Raw genomic sequence first — 14569 nt, 5'->3', positions numbered from 1 at the left:
TGCTTATTCACTTTCTGATAAGTTATCTTGCGATAGCTCTTGAACTTCTTCACCATCATCTTCTTCAAGACTCTCATCATCTTGCTTAACTACTTTTAAGCTTATAAGCTTTTCATTATTTCTTAAATTAATAAGTCGAACACCTTGAGCAGAGCGTCCACACTCTCTAACTTGATCAGAGGATGTTCTAACTAAAGTTCCATTATCTGTAATTAAGACAATATCTTCATCGTTCTCAACAAGTACAGCGACTACAACCTTACCGTTACGCTCTGAAGTTGAAATCGCGATAACGCCTTGACTCGCTCGTTTTGTCTTTCTGTACTCAGAAACAGCTGTTCTTTTACCATAACCGTTCTCTGTTGCTGCTAAAACAACACCTTCATCAGGATTTGTAACAATCATAGATACTATTTTTTGATTTGACTGTAGACGCATACCTGTCACACCTGCAGCAGAACGTCCCATAGCTCTAACATCAGATTCATCAAATCGTATAGCCTTACCAGCATCTGAGAACATCATAATCTGTTTGTTACCATCTGTAAGAGCAACATATGATAACTCATCACCATTATTCAAACCAATTGCTATTTTACCTGTTGATCTAGGTCTAGAAAACTGAGATAAATCAACCTTTTTAACCCTACCCAATTTAGTAGTCATAAACACAAACCAACCTTCCTCAAATTGAGATATTGGCATTAATGCTGTAATCTTTTCATTTTTCTCTAGAGGTAAAATATTATTAATTGGCCTACCTTTAGAAATTCTACTTGCAACAGGGAAGTCATAAACTTTTGACCAGTAAACTCGACCCAAACTTGAAAAACATAGCATAGTATCATGAGTAGAAGCTAACATCAGTTTAAAGATACTATCTTCTTCTTTAGTTTTAGTCGCTGATTTACCTACTCCACCACGTTTTTGCGCATTATACATACTAAGAGGTTGTGTTTTAACATAGCCATCCATAGACAACGTTACAACCATATCTTCTTCCGCAATTAAGTCTTCTCTTGTTAGATCAAGCCTAGAAGAGATTATCTCAGACTTTCTCTCATCTCCATAGTTATCTCTAATTTCAACAAGTTCTTCCTTAACCACACGAATTAGCTCACTAGTATCACTTAGAATACCTATTAAATATTTAATTCTATCTATAAGCTCTTTAAATTCGTTAGTTATTTTATCCTGCTCAAGACCAGTTAATCTATGAAGCCTTAAAGCTAAGATAGCTTCAGCCTGCTCTTGAGTTAAATTATATGATGTGTCTTCTTGAATACCATAATGCGATGCTAAAGTTTCTTTACGATACATTTTAACATCAACGCCCTCAAGCATACTTTTTACTAAAGTACCATTCCATGATCTAGCTAACATAGCTTCTTTAGCATCCATTGGAGATGGTGAAGCCTTAATAAGATCAATCATCTCATCAATATTTGCTAAAGAAAGTAATAAGCCTTCTAAAATATGCGCTCTTTCTTTTGACTTTCTTAATTCAAAGATAGTTCTTCTAGTTACAACTTCTTTTCTATGCTTAATAAACTGTTCTAGAATTTCTTTTAAATTTAAAAGTTTTGGCTTATTATCACTAAGAGCAACCATATTTATACCAAAACTACACTGAAGTTGTGTTTGAGCATACAATGTATTTAAAACGACCTCTGGAGACTCATCTCTTTTAAGATCAACAACAACTCTTATACCATCCTTATCAGATTCATCTCTTAGCTCTGAAATGCCAGTTACTTTCTTATCTTTTACTAGCTCAGCTATTTTCTCAACAAGTTTTGCTTTATTAACTTGATATGGAATTTCTGTAATAATTATCTGTGACCTACCAGAAGCTTCATCCTCATGAATATCTGCTTTTGCACGCATAATCACACGACCACGACCTGTCTTATACGCTTCTAAAATGCCATCTGTACCATTTATGTATGACCCAGTAGGGAAATCTGGTGCTGGGATATAATGAATAAGATCTTCTATTGTAAGTTTTGAATCATCAATAAGAGCAATAGTTCCATTTATGACTTCAGTCATATTATGAGGAGGTATGTTTGTCGCCATACCAACAGCAATACCTGAAGAGCCATTAACTAAAAGATTTGGCACCCTTGTTGGTAAAACATCAGGAACTAATTCGGTATTGTCATAGTTTGGAGAAAAATCTACAGTCTCTTTATCTATATCTATTAAAAGCTCATGAGTAAGCTTTTGCATTCTAATTTCAGTATAACGCATCGCTGCTGGAGAATCTCCATCAACAGATCCGAAGTTACCTTGGCCATCAACAAGGGTATAACGCAAAGAGAATGGCTGAGCCATCCTAACGATAGTATCATAAACAGCCGTATCACCATGAGGATGATATTTACCTATAACATCACCGACAACCCTTGCAGACTTTTTATACGGTCTATTGTAATAGTTTGATAACTCATTCATTGCAAAAAGTACACGACGATGCACTGGCTTTAAACCATCTCTAACATCTGGCAGAGCTCTACCAACAATCACACTCATTGCATAATCAAGATATGACTGTCTTAATTCTTTTTCTATATTTATAGATGATTCTTTAGTAGCTATAGACATTACTTACCGCTTTTAATAAAGATATAACATATAGTCGATATTCTATCACATTAAGAAACAAAAAAGTATCCCTTAACTGATGATCAAAAAATACCTCCTAGTTGAGTCTCCAATCAATTTGTGTCAAACCATTCCTAGTTAGATACTCATTACACTCAACAAAATGATTACACCCTAAAAATCCCCTATGAGCTGATAAAGGCGATGGGTGCGCAGACTCTAAGATCAAATGCTTTGAACTATCTATAAGATCTTTTTTCTTACGCGCATGAGATCCCCACAACATAAAAACAACATGTTCTTTATGCTTTGAAATCTTTTCTATAACCATATCTGTAAACAGCTGCCAACCAATATCTTTATGAGAGTTTGCTTTATGAGCCTCTACAGTAAGAGTTGTATTCAGAAGAAAGACTCCTTGCTTTGCCCAGTCTGTTAAGCACCCATGATTAGGGATTTGAAAACCATCTACACTATTTGATAATTCTTTATACATATTTCGTAAAGACGGCGGTACATCTACACCTTTTTGCACTGAAAAAGCTAATCCATGTGCTTGATTATAATTATGGTAAGGATCCTGCCCCAATATAACAACTTTTAAATTATCTAAATCAGTATATTTAAAAGCATTAAAAATATCTTCCTTGATCGGAAAAATTACCTTCCCACCATTAGTTTCATTAGAAAGAAATTCCAATATATGCTTAAAATAAGGCTTTTGCTTTTCATCTGCTAAAATATCTGACCATATCATATAAACACTTACTAACTCCACATACTTAGTAGCTCTTTAGCTTTCGCACTACCCATTTCACTAGCAGTCTCTAGCATTTGTTTGCCTTTTTCTTTATTAGAACCAGAAACTAGACCTTCAACATTCTCTTCGCCATACTGTGTAAATAGAGCTTTAGCTATTTTCTTAACATTATCACTATGAGGTGCTTTTGGATCATAGTTATCAGTAAATATTTTGGCATATTTAGAGCCTTCATCAATATTACCGATTTTCATATTTGACAATGCCGTCACGCCCACAGCATAAAGATCTGTAGGATTAGCCAAAGGTTTACAATAAGTTATGGCATCAAGATATTGTTTATTTTGCCATGCATCCATACAATTTTTCATTGCAGTTTCTGTAGTTGCAAAAGCTGTTAACGATGTTGTTGCTAAAATAGTTGATAATAATATTTTTTTCATAGCTCTAAAATAATATCTAAAAATTAAACACAAAGTCAGTATATCAAATAGTTTAAAATAAAAAAAACTTGGGTTCTTAAATAATTAAGAAATTTAGAAACTAAAACTCACCAAAATGGTGGGTGCAGAGGGGTTCGAACCCCCGACCCTCGCCTTGTAAGGGCGATGCTCTCCCAGCTGAGCTATGCACCCGATTTTTAAAAAGATCGAAAACTTTTAATGGCGGAGAGGAAGAGATTCGAACTCTCGATAGGGTTTAACGCCTATACTCCCTTAGCAGGGGAGCGCCTTCAGCCTCTCGGCCACCTCTCCTAAACCATGTGAGAAACTATTATATCTAGATAAAATAGCCTGTCAAGAGCTATATAGTATTTTCAAGGTAATTATTTATTATACTACTGAGCTAAATTTTCTAAGCAAAATGATTTAAAATCATTATAATATTTAAAATCAATATAAAATTTCTAATTAGTTTAATATAAAATGCGAAAGATTCTAGTTACAAATGCCCTTCCTTATGCAAATGGAGATCTTCATTTAGGCCATATGCTTGGCTACATCCAATCAGATATCTGGGTTAGGTTTCAAAAATTACAAGGAAACAAATGTATATTTATCTGCGGAAGCGACACTCATGGCACACCAATTATGCTAAAAGCAAAAAATTTAGGCATAACTCCGGATGAATTAGTGAAGAAATATTCAGATAATCATCAAAAAGATTTTTCAGACTTTGAAATTGCTTTTGACAACTATCATTCCACTCATAGTCCACTAAATAAAGAGATTGTTGAAGATATATATAACAAACTAGTTAATCAAAAACTTATATCAAGAAAAGAGATAGCTCAAGCATATGACCCTGAAGCTAAAATGTTTTTACCTGATAGATTTGTAAAAGGGACATGCCCAAAATGTAAAGCTGAGGATCAATATGGCGATAGCTGTGAGGTTTGTGGAGCAACTTATGACCCTACTGATTTAATAAACCCTAAATCTGTAGTTTCTGGAAAAGCCCCTATACAAAAAAACTCAGAACACTTCTTCTTCGACCTTCCAGCATTAGCAAATGATATAGAAAACTGGATTAAATCTAATAAAAATTTACAACCAGAAGTTGCTAATAAGTTAGCTGAATGGTTTGAGCAAGGTTTACAAAGCTGGGATATATCTCGTGATGCCCCATATTTTGGTTTTGCTATACCAGGCACCAATGAACAGAAATTCTTCTATGTATGGTTAGACGCCCCTATGGGCTATATTGCAAGTTTTAGAGATTTCTGCAATAAAAATAACGTTGATTTTGATGAATATTGGGGTGATAACTCTAGCAAAAGTGAGCTCTATCATTTTATTGGCAAAGACATTATTTATTTTCATGCGCTATTTTGGCCAGCAATTTTAGCTTCTACAGGCTATAAGACCCCTACAAGTGTTTTTGCCAATGGTTTTCTAACTGTAAACGGTAAGAAAATGTCTAAATCTCGAGGAACATTCATCCAAGCTAGGACATATTTAAATAGTCTAGAACCTAGTTATTTAAGATATTATTTTGCATCAAGACTAACATCTCGTATTGATGATATCGACTTAAATCTAGAAGAATTTATTACAAAATCAAATTCTGATATTGTTGGTAAAGTAGTAAATATAGCTAGTCGTTGTTCCGGATTTATTTATAAAAAATTTAATGCAACCTTAGCTGATGAAGTTTTTGATAAGGAACTAGAAAAAGAGTTTGCAGAAAGTCATAACGCTATAACGCAAGCTTTTGAAAAAAGAGAATTTGCAAATGCTGTGCGCTTAATAATGTCTTTAGCTGATAAAGCAAACCAATTTATTGACCATCATAAGCCTTGGCAACTTGCTAAAGAAGAAGGACAAGAACAAAAAATTCATCAAGTTTGCTCTCAAGGTATAAACATGTTTAAGGTTTTAGTTTCATACCTTAAGCCAATTGTTCCAAGCATTGTTGCAAAAGCAGAAGACTTCTTAAACATAGAAATTTCTAACTGGAATGATGCTCCAACTTTTTTTAAAAACCATAAAATAAATAAATTCAAACCTCTTGCTACTCGTATAGAAAAAGAAAAAGTTGATAAAATTATAGAGGATACTAAAGAAATGTTAGAACAAGAGCAACCTCAACAAGTAAAAAAAGAAGAGCAAAAACTAGATATAGCTGATGAGTGTACTTTTGATGATTTTATGAAGATAGACCTACGTGTAGCTAAAATCGCAGAAGCATCACATGTTGAAGGGGCAGACAAATTACTTAAACTAGTGCTAGACCTTGGTGGAATCAAGAAGCAAGTTTTTGCTGGTATAAAATCATGCTACAATCCCGAAGACTTAGTTGGAAAACATACTGTAATGGTCGCAAACTTAGCACCTAGAAAAATGAAATTTGGTATTTCTGAAGGTATGGTACTTGCAGCTGGAGATGGCAAAGGAGTATATATCCTAGAACCTCACGATGGTGCTCAACCTGGCATGCGTGTCAAATAATTAATAATTATGAAAAAGTCATACTACATAGTAATAATTCTTTTAATGTTCTTTTTGGCATTACTGAATTACCTTGATCGCGCCACCCTAAGTATCGCCAACACTGAAATAGCTAGTACTTTTAGTTTCTCGCCTACAGAAATGGGGGTTTTACTCTCTGCATTTATGTGGCCATATGCTTTAGCTAGCCTACCTGCAGGCTATCTAGTTGATCGCCTTGGAATAAGTAAAGTAATGCTAATAAGTATGGTTGCATGGTCAACAGCTTGTATACTTGGAGGATTAGTTATTGGCTTTTACTCAATACTCTTTACAAGATTGCTCTTAGGAATTGCTGAAGCACCCTTTTTTATAGTTGCTACAAAAATAATTCAACAAAACTTTCCAACTTCACAGCGAGGCCTAATATCTTCAATCGTTTCCCTAGGCCCAAGAATTGCCAACATTCTAGCTCCAATAGTATTAGTTGCTCTTATGATATTAATAAGCTGGCGAGGGATGTTTATCCTCTTAGGAGTTGCAGGTCTAGCTGCCGCTATACTATGGCAGCATTTGCAAAAAAAAGGGATATTAAAAGAAGTTAGACATGTTAAAAAAACTCAGCAAATTTCAATTTCGAAAGTGCTAAAAAATAGAAATGTGATTTTCCTATGTATAGGAAATCTTTGTTCATCATACGCTTATTGGCTATTTTTAACATGGTTACCTTACTATTTCATCAAAGTAAAAGGTTTAAGCTTATCTGAGATGAGTATTGCCACATCTGCCTCATTTATATCAGGTATAGCATCAGTTATGCTTGGTGGAATAATTTCTGACTTTATGATTAAGCGTAACTTTACTGCTGTATCTTCTCGCCTAACTCCAATAATAAGTGGTTGCCTAGTAGCTTCTGCAACTATACTTGTATTACCTTATATAGAAAATATCTTTTTAATAGTTATTGTAATTGGCATAACAATATTTTGTCTTGGACTTAGAGTTTCTCCAACATGGGCTCTTGTAGCAGATATCTCTCCTAGACATTTAGTAGGTACAATAGGTGGCGCACAAAATTTTGCTAACTTTGTTGGTGGTGGTTTAGCTCCATTAATTACAGGGATAATATTACAAGTTACAAACAATGATTTTTTTATTGTTTTCGTTTTTAGTGGCATTGTATGCTTGTTTGGATCTATTATTTACATGTTTATTAGAAGTGCTAGAACCATATAGTAAAGTCTTTTATTTACTTAAAAAATTAAGCCTAACTTTACCCTTTGTTATGTTATTAATCTCTTCAATAAAGTTTAACTTATCTGAATCATTAATTTGAACATCTAACATAACCGTATCAAGATATTCTTGACTTAATATCACCGCATTATAGTGTTTTAAAACAGTCTCTATATGAGCTGTTTCATCATAATCATATATTATTCGAATATAGCAACTAGGCATCATATCTATAATATTTGCTATATTTAAAACCTCTTTAGCAGCTTGACCATAAGCTCTTATCAATCCTCCAACGCCAAGCTTAGTTCCACCAAAATATCTTACAACAATAACTAAAACATTTGATAAATTAGCTCCCTGAATATGAGATAGTATTGGTTTACCTGCTGAACCGCTTGGCTCACCATCATCATTAAATCTAAATTTATTATCTTTAGTAAGCGCATAAGCCCAGCAGTGATGATTTGCATCACTATAAGTCGCTTTAATATTATCAATATGATCGAAAACCTCTTGCTCATTCTCAATATAAAAAGCATAAGCAATAAAACGTGATTTTTTTATAGGCTCAATTTCAATATGTATATTTTCAGATATAGTTCTATAAAAACTCATTATTAGCTATTCTTAAATTCCTCTAAAAGATCATTTAACTTACTTTGCACCACCTTTAACCTGATAATTTTAGGCTTCAAGTTAATCATGACAGAAGTTGTGTAGAATAATACTTTTTTTCTTTTAACATACTAATATTCTATATATTTAAATATCTATACTACCAGCACCTTGTCTTAGAATTTTGTATGGAAGTTCCAACATTTCTACAACAGTCGTTGACTCATAACCACAATAATCAGATTCTATAACTGCATCAATACTATTCATAACTTGATCATCAAGCTCAGAGCAATCGGTAATTACATTTTCTTGGCCAGGCAAAATAAATGTACTAATGACCAAAGGCTCGCCAATTTCTGCAGATATCGCTTTTGGTACATAATGCTCACTAACCCGTATCCCTACCGTATTTTTTGACTTAGTAACAAGTAATGATGAAACTTTTTTTGTCGCATTTAAAATAAAAGTGTACGGACCAGGAGTATATCTTTTTAATAATCTATATGCATTATTATCAACCTTTGCATACTCTGATATTTCAGACAAATCCTTACAAGAAAGTGTAAAGTTATGACTATTATTTAAATCTCGTATTTTTATAATTTTATTGATTCCTTTCTTAGACTTCATTTTGCAAGCTAAAGCATATCCAGAATCTGTAGGAATAGCTATAACCCCATCATTTTCTAAGATATTATCTATATCTTTTAGCTCTAAATCATTATTCCCATAACTATATAATTCGATTAATCTCTTCATAATCTCTGCAACAACCGTTATACTTCTAGGACATTATACAACACTTATTATTATAAAAATGAATAAAATGATTAATGATTTGCTTCCAGCAATCGTATTTTTTACTGTTTATAAAGTTTATGATATTTTCTTTGCTACTGCTGCACTGATTATTGTTACCTTAGCTCAAGTTATTTGGGAATACATTGCTCATCGTAGAGTTGCCAAAGCCCAAATTATTATAGCAATTCTAGTTGTTATATTTGGTAGTGCTACATTATATTTCCATAATGAAGAATTCATTAAGTGGAAAGTTAGCATTATTAACTGGCTAATGGGAGTTGGCTTGATTATAACTACTTACACAATGAAAGAAACTCCAATGCAAAAAATCCTTAAGGAAACTGTAGATCTTAAACAACATAAATGGAAAGAGCTTAATAATATGTGGGGAGCTTACTTTACAGTTCTTGGCACATTAAATCTATTTGTGGCATATTTCTTTTCTACAAATGTTTGGATGAATTTCAAACTCTTTGGTCTATTAGGTATAACCTTTGTATTTTTAATAATTCAATCAATATACTTATCTAAACATATTAAAAGATAATTTTAATTTTTAGTTTGCAAAGAATTCTTTTACAAATGTATAATAACAGCATAATAATAAAAAATTAGACAAATGAGCGAAAATAACACTGAAATCAATGATGCAATCATTTCTAAAAAGCCTGCTTGTTCATATAAAAGTTTTTTAGGATGTGCCTCTTTAGTATTTATATTAGCTATTTTTAGTATAGCAGAACTAGCTATAATGGTAGGTATCTTTATAACGTTCCTGTTTTTCTATGCCATCATAGCTATATTTGGTGGAATATATTTGCTATTTCTTACAATGATGAAATTTTCAAAACATTTAAAAGAAAAAAAAAGTAATTCTAATAAAAACTAATCTAAACTTACTTTACCAAACCTGCAGCATAAGTGCGTGCGCCTATCAAGCCAACATCAGTATTAGTTATTATATGAATAGGAAAGTCTTTCATCATGTTTGACATTCTTCCTTTATCTCTAAATTTCTCTAAGAATTTACTCTCTTTTATTTGCTTAATAAGTCTAGGGGCTATACCTCCTGCAATATACAACCCTCTAAAAGGCAAACTTGTAAGAGCTAAGTTTCCTGCTACAGACCCATAAATACTTAGAAATATATCTATAGTTCTCAAAGCTGATGGCTCTCTATGCTCAATTGCATATTTAACAATAACAGCAGCCTTATCCGAATCTGAAACACTAAATAATTCTCTTCTTAACTGCATGCATTCTGGCTGGTCATATAATGGATTACGCACAACATATTTATAGATATTGTATATACCATAACCACTACAGAATCTCTCAGGTGAAATTCGATGAAAAGTCTTACGCATAAATTTAAATAACTCTACCTGCTCATCATCAACTGGAGAAAAATCAACATGACCACCCTCAGTTTTATAGACTCTTGGATTATGATCATTATCATAACTTACCAAACACATTCCAAGACCTGTACCAGCTCCAATAACGGCACAAAGAGTATCTTCATCTTTTTGACCATCTTGGATAGTTAAAATATCCTTATCTTTATCAAGAGACTCTATTCCATACCCTATTGCTTCAAAATCATTTATAACTTTGACCATACTCTTGTCTATACCTAAGCTCTCAGATATATATTGCTCAGAAACCATCCATGGTAAATTAGTAACTTCTACCTCACCATTTGAGACAAACCCTGCAACAGCTAAGCACGCAGAATCAATTTGACCCGCTAAATCAACTTCTGCAAGAAACTTCTCAATAATAGCAGATAGACAATTAAAGTTAGCTCCTTTATATTTTCTTACAGCTATACTTTGAGTTATACCATTTTCTAAAAGAGAAACTTCTAACCTTGTATTAGTTCCTCCGATATCTCCAGATAATATATACATTTTTTATACTCCTATTTAGTAGTATCTTGCCAATACAAATAAATCATATTCTGCTATAATGAAACAATAGCTTAATATTATAATTTTTAGTTTAAATGTCTAAAGAAAATAAAACAACTGATTTTGGCTTCACAGAAGTACCTTGGGAAGAAAAACAAAAAAAAGTTGCTGGAGTATTTCATTCAGTAGCTGCAAAGTATGACCTAATGAATGATTTAATGTCTTTTGGTATACACCGTATCTGGAAAAAGCTAACTCTTGCAAAAACAGGAGTTCGTAAAGGTGATAAAGTATTAGATCTTGCAGGAGGAACTGGAGATTTAGCATATAAATTTTGTCAAATGGTCGGCTCAAATGGTAAAGTCGTCTTAAGTGACATAAACTCTTCTATGCTAGAAGTAGGTAAAGAAAAACTAACTAATAAAGGTTGTGTTGGCAATATTGAGTATGTCCAAGCAAATGCAGAATGTCTACCTTTCCCTGATAATTATTTTGATTGTATAACAATCTCTTTTGGCCTTAGAAATGTAACTGATAAAGCAAAAGCGCTAGCCTCTATGTGCAGAGTTTTAAAGCCAGGTGGCCGTCTTTTAGTTCTAGAATTTTCTAAACCAATTGTACCTTTACTTTCAAAGGTTTATGATGAATATTCTTTCAAGGCGTTACCATTTTTAGGTAAAGTGATCACACAAGATGCAGAGAGCTATAAATATCTTGCTGAGTCAATACGCAAGCACCCAGATCAAGAGACTCTAAAAAAAATGATGTTCGATGCTGGTTTTGATAATGTTGAGTACCAAAATATGACTGGTGGAATTGTAGCACTCCATATTGGATATAAATATTAAGATGATACAGACAATAAATAAAGTCCTAAGCTTTTTACCAAAAGTTGATCCACAGGTAAATGCTTTACTTATCCCTCTTAAAGATAAAGTCATAAGTGTAACTATTACTGATCTTGACTATAATATTTCTCTAAAAGTAGAGAATAACAACTTACATGCTACTAACGATATTTCTGAAAATGTTTTAAAAGGAAAGTTAGCATATATTCTAGAGCTTATTTTTAATAAAAACTTACAAGAGCTTATAATTGCTGAAAAGCTTGACTATCAAGGTAGCCTAAAAGATCTTAATGAATTCAATAAGTTTTTAAATGCTATTGATATAGACCTAGTTTATAAAATATCTAACCTAACTAGTCCAGAGTTTGCTAGTGTTATAGAAAAACCATTTAATAAATTAAAAGGATATTTAAAAACTTCTCGTCAAGAAACAGTTTTAGATATTAAAGACTACTTAACAGAAGAGAAAAAAACATTAATCTCACAAAATGAAATAAATATCTTCTATAAAGAAATACAAGAGCTAAAACAAGCTACTGATAGAATAGAAGCAAAACTACAACTAATACAAGGCTCATACAATGATTAGGAAGTTTTTAAGGCTTACATATATCTTTTATATCATAAATAGATATTGTTTACTTAATGAACCAATTCGCGCTACAAAAATAAAATCATTAAAAGCATTACTTTTGCTTAACCCTTTTTATTACTCAAGAAAAATTCGTAGACTTGAACATGGTGTACGTATTAGAGAAGCATTAGTAAAATTAGGTCCAATATTTATTAAATTTGGTCAAGCACTATCAGTTAGAGCAGATTTACTTCCTCCAGAGGTTATAAAAGAAGTTGCTAAACTCCAAGATAATGTACCACCATTTGATAGCAATATAGCTATAGCCCAAATTGAAAAAGCTACTAAACAGTCTATTAATGATATATTTAAAAGTTTTGACAGCTCTGCACTTGCATCAGCATCAGTTGCACAAGTTCATCAAGCTGTTCTTAATAATAATGATGAAGTTGTCGTTAAAGTATTGCGCCCAGGAATTGAGAAAATTCTAAAACTAGATACATCTTTGATGCTAATCTTTGCCCAAGCCTTAAATAAGTTAAAAGAAATTCGCCGCTTTAAACCAGTAGAAATCGTTAAAGAAATTAACCAAAGCTTCTTTGACGAGCTTGATCTAGTTCGTGAAGCATCTAACGCTTCACAAATTCGCAGAAACTTTGAAAATTCTCCGATACATTATGTCCCTAAAATATATTGGGAGTACACTAGCTCAACCGTAATGGTAATGGAAAAAGTTGGTGGTGTAAGAGTGTCAGACATTGAAACTTTAGATGCTTTAGGTGTTGATCGTCGATTATTAGCTCAACGTGGTGTAGAAATATTTTATTCACAAGTTTTTGATGACTGTTTCTTCCATGCGGATATGCACCCTGGCAATATGTTTATTGATGTATCAAATCCAGCTGACCCTAAGTATATTTCTATTGATTTTGGGATTGTGGGGACTTTAAATCGTGATGATCAGCGTTATCTAGCAGGAAATTTTTTAGCTTTTTTCAAACGTAACTACAGGAAAGTTGCAGAGCTACACATAGAATCAGGTTGGGTACCAAGTGACACTAGAGTAGATGTACTAGAGTCTGCAATTAGAACTGTTTGCGAACCCATATTTGAAAAACCTATGCGTGAAATATCTCTAGGATATACGCTAATGCAACTATTCTCTGTTGCAAGACGCTTTAATATGAATATTCAACCACAACTAACTTTGTTACAAAAAACTCTCTTTCATGTTGAGGGATTAGGTCAAAGACTTTGCCCAGAACTAAATATATGGGAGACATCCCGTCCCATTTTAGAAAAATGGATGAAAGAGCAAATGGGATTAAGAGGTTTTTATCATCGCTCTGTGGAGAATATGCCAAGAGTCAGTGATAAGCTACCTGAATTACCTCGCATGGTTTTTGATATACTACAACAGACACAAACAAACTTAAAACAGATAAAACCTAATCAGCAAAATATCTTTAAAGAACCAAAGAAAAAATATAACTTTGCATTAGCTACTGGAATTATTTTAACTGGGTTAGGTGTTATATATACCTTACACAAAAATCTATCACCATTAGTTAAACTACAAGGATTTATCGAAAATCATAGTACAGGTTTTATTGTAGTCGGTATAGCTTGTTTAATTTATTATGGTTTCAAAAAGGAGAAGTAAATGTCTGACTGTATTTTTTGCAAAATAATTACAGGAGAAATTCCGTGTAAAAAAGTTTATGAAGATGATCACGTATTAGCATTTCATGATATTAATCCAGTAGCAGATGTACATGTCTTAGTTATCCCTAAAAAACATATTGCAAGTTTAAATGAACTATCTACTACAGATGAAGAACTTATTGGAAAATTTATGCTAAGTATTCCCAAAGTTGCTAAACAAATGGGATTAAATGGATTTAAAACAGTATTTAACACTGGTAAAGAAGGTGGACAAACTGTTTTTCATATTCATGCTCATATCCTTGGTGGCACTATCCACTCTATGCCACAATAATTTAAGCAAAATTCATAACTGGCGGAGGAAATGAGCCCGTTGAGATTCCTCCTACTTGATGAAGCCCTGCACCAAAGCTTGTTGTTATAACACCTATCATTACTACTATTGAAAGAATTACTTTGTTCATTACATTACCTTTTAAGAATATTATTTTTTTAATTTTATGAGGGTATTATGACAACTATATTCTTTAAATAAAAATAAAGACTGTTGAATAAATCTTTCAATTTCTATGAATAGGAATATTTTTGCTATTTTTAGTAAAAACTTAGCCTTA

15 protein-coding genes and 2 tRNA genes are annotated in these 14569 nt (G+C 32.7%); 8 read left to right on the top strand and 9 right to left on the bottom strand.

The features are described from left to right. Positions 1 to 3 precede the first annotated feature (3 nt). From gyrA to R8535_RS05620, 5 genes are all read right to left on the bottom strand, one after another. On the bottom strand, positions 4 to 2607 hold the full coding sequence (gyrA, locus tag R8535_RS05640; RefSeq protein ID WP_329497298.1) for a DNA gyrase subunit A: 2604 nt from the start codon (positions 2605 to 2607) through the stop codon (positions 4 to 6). 97 nt (positions 2608 to 2704) lie between these two features. Next, positions 2705 to 3364: a uracil-DNA glycosylase gene (gene ung, locus R8535_RS05635; protein WP_329497296.1), complete on the bottom strand. Its 660-nt coding sequence runs from the start codon at positions 3362 to 3364 to the stop codon at positions 2705 to 2707. An 11-nt stretch (positions 3365 to 3375) separates the two neighbouring features. Beyond that, positions 3376 to 3810 (bottom strand): hypothetical protein, encoded by a 435-nt coding sequence (locus R8535_RS05630; RefSeq protein WP_329497294.1) that lies wholly within the window; start codon positions 3808 to 3810, stop codon positions 3376 to 3378. Between the two features lie 116 nt (positions 3811 to 3926). Then, positions 3927 to 4002: transfer RNA gene (locus R8535_RS05625), tRNA-Val, on the bottom strand. 28 nt (positions 4003 to 4030) lie between these two features. Continuing rightward, positions 4031 to 4122, bottom strand: a tRNA-Ser gene (locus R8535_RS05620). Between the two features lie 171 nt (positions 4123 to 4293). Between R8535_RS05620 and metG the strand changes: the two genes are divergently transcribed. Next, positions 4294 to 6318, top strand: coding sequence for a methionine--tRNA ligase (gene metG, locus R8535_RS05615; RefSeq protein WP_329497292.1), 2025 nt, complete (start codon positions 4294 to 4296; stop codon positions 6316 to 6318). A gap of 9 nt (positions 6319 to 6327) precedes the next feature. Continuing rightward, positions 6328 to 7533 (top strand): MFS transporter, encoded by a 1206-nt coding sequence (locus tag R8535_RS05610; protein WP_329497290.1) that lies wholly within the window; start codon positions 6328 to 6330, stop codon positions 7531 to 7533. A gap of 9 nt (positions 7534 to 7542) precedes the next feature. On the opposite strand, the gene R8535_RS05605 is transcribed toward R8535_RS05610, so the two are convergent. Together R8535_RS05605 and R8535_RS05600 are read right to left on the bottom strand one after the other, a co-directional pair. Then, entirely contained in the window at positions 7543 to 8151 is a 609-nt protein-coding gene (locus tag R8535_RS05605; protein ID WP_329497288.1) for a YigZ family protein, read from the bottom strand. A gap of 147 nt (positions 8152 to 8298) precedes the next feature. After that, the gene (locus R8535_RS05600) at positions 8299 to 8913 is read right to left on the bottom strand and encodes an L-threonylcarbamoyladenylate synthase (RefSeq protein ID WP_329497286.1); all 615 of its coding nucleotides are present in this window, start codon (positions 8911 to 8913) and stop codon (positions 8299 to 8301) included. A 58-nt stretch (positions 8914 to 8971) separates the two neighbouring features. On the opposite strand from R8535_RS05600, the gene R8535_RS05595 reads away from it, so the two are divergent. Next, a complete protein-coding gene (locus R8535_RS05595) occupies positions 8972 to 9502 on the top strand; it encodes a septation protein A (protein ID WP_329497284.1) in 531 nt (176 codons plus the stop codon). A gap of 72 nt (positions 9503 to 9574) precedes the next feature. Further along, complete coding sequence (locus tag R8535_RS05590) at positions 9575 to 9844, top strand: hypothetical protein (RefSeq protein WP_329497282.1); 270 nt, start codon at positions 9575 to 9577, stop codon at positions 9842 to 9844. 7 nt (positions 9845 to 9851) lie between these two features. Here the strand turns inward: R8535_RS05590 and glk are convergent, their stop codons facing one another. Next, positions 9852 to 10868: a glucokinase gene (gene glk / locus R8535_RS05585; RefSeq protein ID WP_329497281.1), complete on the bottom strand. Its 1017-nt coding sequence runs from the start codon at positions 10866 to 10868 to the stop codon at positions 9852 to 9854. Positions 10869 to 10963: 95 nt separating this feature from the next. Here glk and ubiE point away from each other — a divergent pair, with 95 nt between their 5' ends. The 4 genes from ubiE to R8535_RS05565 are packed head-to-tail and all read left to right on the top strand — an operon-like array spanning position 10964 to position 14289. Further along, positions 10964 to 11716, top strand: coding sequence for a bifunctional demethylmenaquinone methyltransferase/2-methoxy-6-polyprenyl-1,4-benzoquinol methylase UbiE (gene ubiE, locus R8535_RS05580; RefSeq protein WP_329497279.1), 753 nt, complete (start codon positions 10964 to 10966; stop codon positions 11714 to 11716). 1 nt (position 11717) lies between these two features. Then, positions 11718 to 12305, top strand: coding sequence for a ubiquinone biosynthesis accessory factor UbiJ (locus R8535_RS05575; protein WP_329497278.1), 588 nt, complete (start codon positions 11718 to 11720; stop codon positions 12303 to 12305). Then, complete coding sequence (gene ubiB / locus R8535_RS05570) at positions 12298 to 13953, top strand: ubiquinone biosynthesis regulatory protein kinase UbiB (protein WP_329497276.1); 1656 nt, start codon at positions 12298 to 12300, stop codon at positions 13951 to 13953. The genes R8535_RS05575 and ubiB overlap by 8 nt, the downstream gene beginning before the upstream one ends. Beyond that, on the top strand, positions 13954 to 14289 hold the full coding sequence (locus R8535_RS05565) for a histidine triad nucleotide-binding protein (protein WP_329497274.1): 336 nt from the start codon (positions 13954 to 13956) through the stop codon (positions 14287 to 14289). Between the two features lies 1 nt (position 14290). Here R8535_RS05565 and R8535_RS05560 read toward each other — a convergent pair whose 3' ends face one another. After that, positions 14291 to 14419, bottom strand: coding sequence for a hypothetical protein (locus R8535_RS05560; RefSeq protein WP_329497272.1), 129 nt, complete (start codon positions 14417 to 14419; stop codon positions 14291 to 14293). Between the last annotated feature and the right edge of the window lie 150 nt (positions 14420 to 14569).

Source organism: Francisella sp. 19S2-4, assembly GCF_036281795.1.
Taxonomy (GTDB): Bacteria; Pseudomonadota; Gammaproteobacteria; order Francisellales; family Francisellaceae; genus Francisella.
This window is presented reverse-complemented; position numbering and strand designations above follow the sequence as displayed.

Excerpts from the sequence above, each read along its gene's own strand:
- R8535_RS05575 (WP_329497278.1), top strand. The coding sequence starts at position 11,718 with ATGATACAGACAATAAATAAAGTCCTAAGCTTTTTACCAAAAGTTGAT.
- R8535_RS05560 (WP_329497272.1), bottom strand. The coding sequence starts at position 14,419 with ATGAACAAAGTAATTCTTTCAATAGTAGTAATGATAGGTGTTATAACA.
- R8535_RS05630 (WP_329497294.1), bottom strand. The coding sequence starts at position 3,810 with ATGAAAAAAATATTATTATCAACTATTTTAGCAACAACATCGTTAACA.
- R8535_RS05610 (WP_329497290.1), top strand. The coding sequence starts at position 6,328 with ATGAAAAAGTCATACTACATAGTAATAATTCTTTTAATGTTCTTTTTG.
- R8535_RS05605 (WP_329497288.1), bottom strand. The coding sequence starts at position 8,151 with ATGAGTTTTTATAGAACTATATCTGAAAATATACATATTGAAATTGAG.
- metG (WP_329497292.1), top strand. The coding sequence starts at position 4,294 with ATGCGAAAGATTCTAGTTACAAATGCCCTTCCTTATGCAAATGGAGAT.
- gyrA (WP_329497298.1), bottom strand. The coding sequence starts at position 2,607 with ATGTCTATAGCTACTAAAGAATCATCTATAAATATAGAAAAAGAATTA.
- ubiE (WP_329497279.1), top strand. The coding sequence starts at position 10,964 with ATGTCTAAAGAAAATAAAACAACTGATTTTGGCTTCACAGAAGTACCT.
- ubiB (WP_329497276.1), top strand. The coding sequence starts at position 12,298 with ATGATTAGGAAGTTTTTAAGGCTTACATATATCTTTTATATCATAAAT.
- R8535_RS05565 (WP_329497274.1), top strand. The coding sequence starts at position 13,954 with ATGTCTGACTGTATTTTTTGCAAAATAATTACAGGAGAAATTCCGTGT.
- R8535_RS05600 (WP_329497286.1), bottom strand. The coding sequence starts at position 8,913 with ATGAAGAGATTAATCGAATTATATAGTTATGGGAATAATGATTTAGAG.
- R8535_RS05590 (WP_329497282.1), top strand. The coding sequence starts at position 9,575 with ATGAGCGAAAATAACACTGAAATCAATGATGCAATCATTTCTAAAAAG.
- glk (WP_329497281.1), bottom strand. The coding sequence starts at position 10,868 with ATGTATATATTATCTGGAGATATCGGAGGAACTAATACAAGGTTAGAA.
- ung (WP_329497296.1), bottom strand. The coding sequence starts at position 3,364 with ATGATATGGTCAGATATTTTAGCAGATGAAAAGCAAAAGCCTTATTTT.
- R8535_RS05595 (WP_329497284.1), top strand. The coding sequence starts at position 8,972 with ATGAATAAAATGATTAATGATTTGCTTCCAGCAATCGTATTTTTTACT.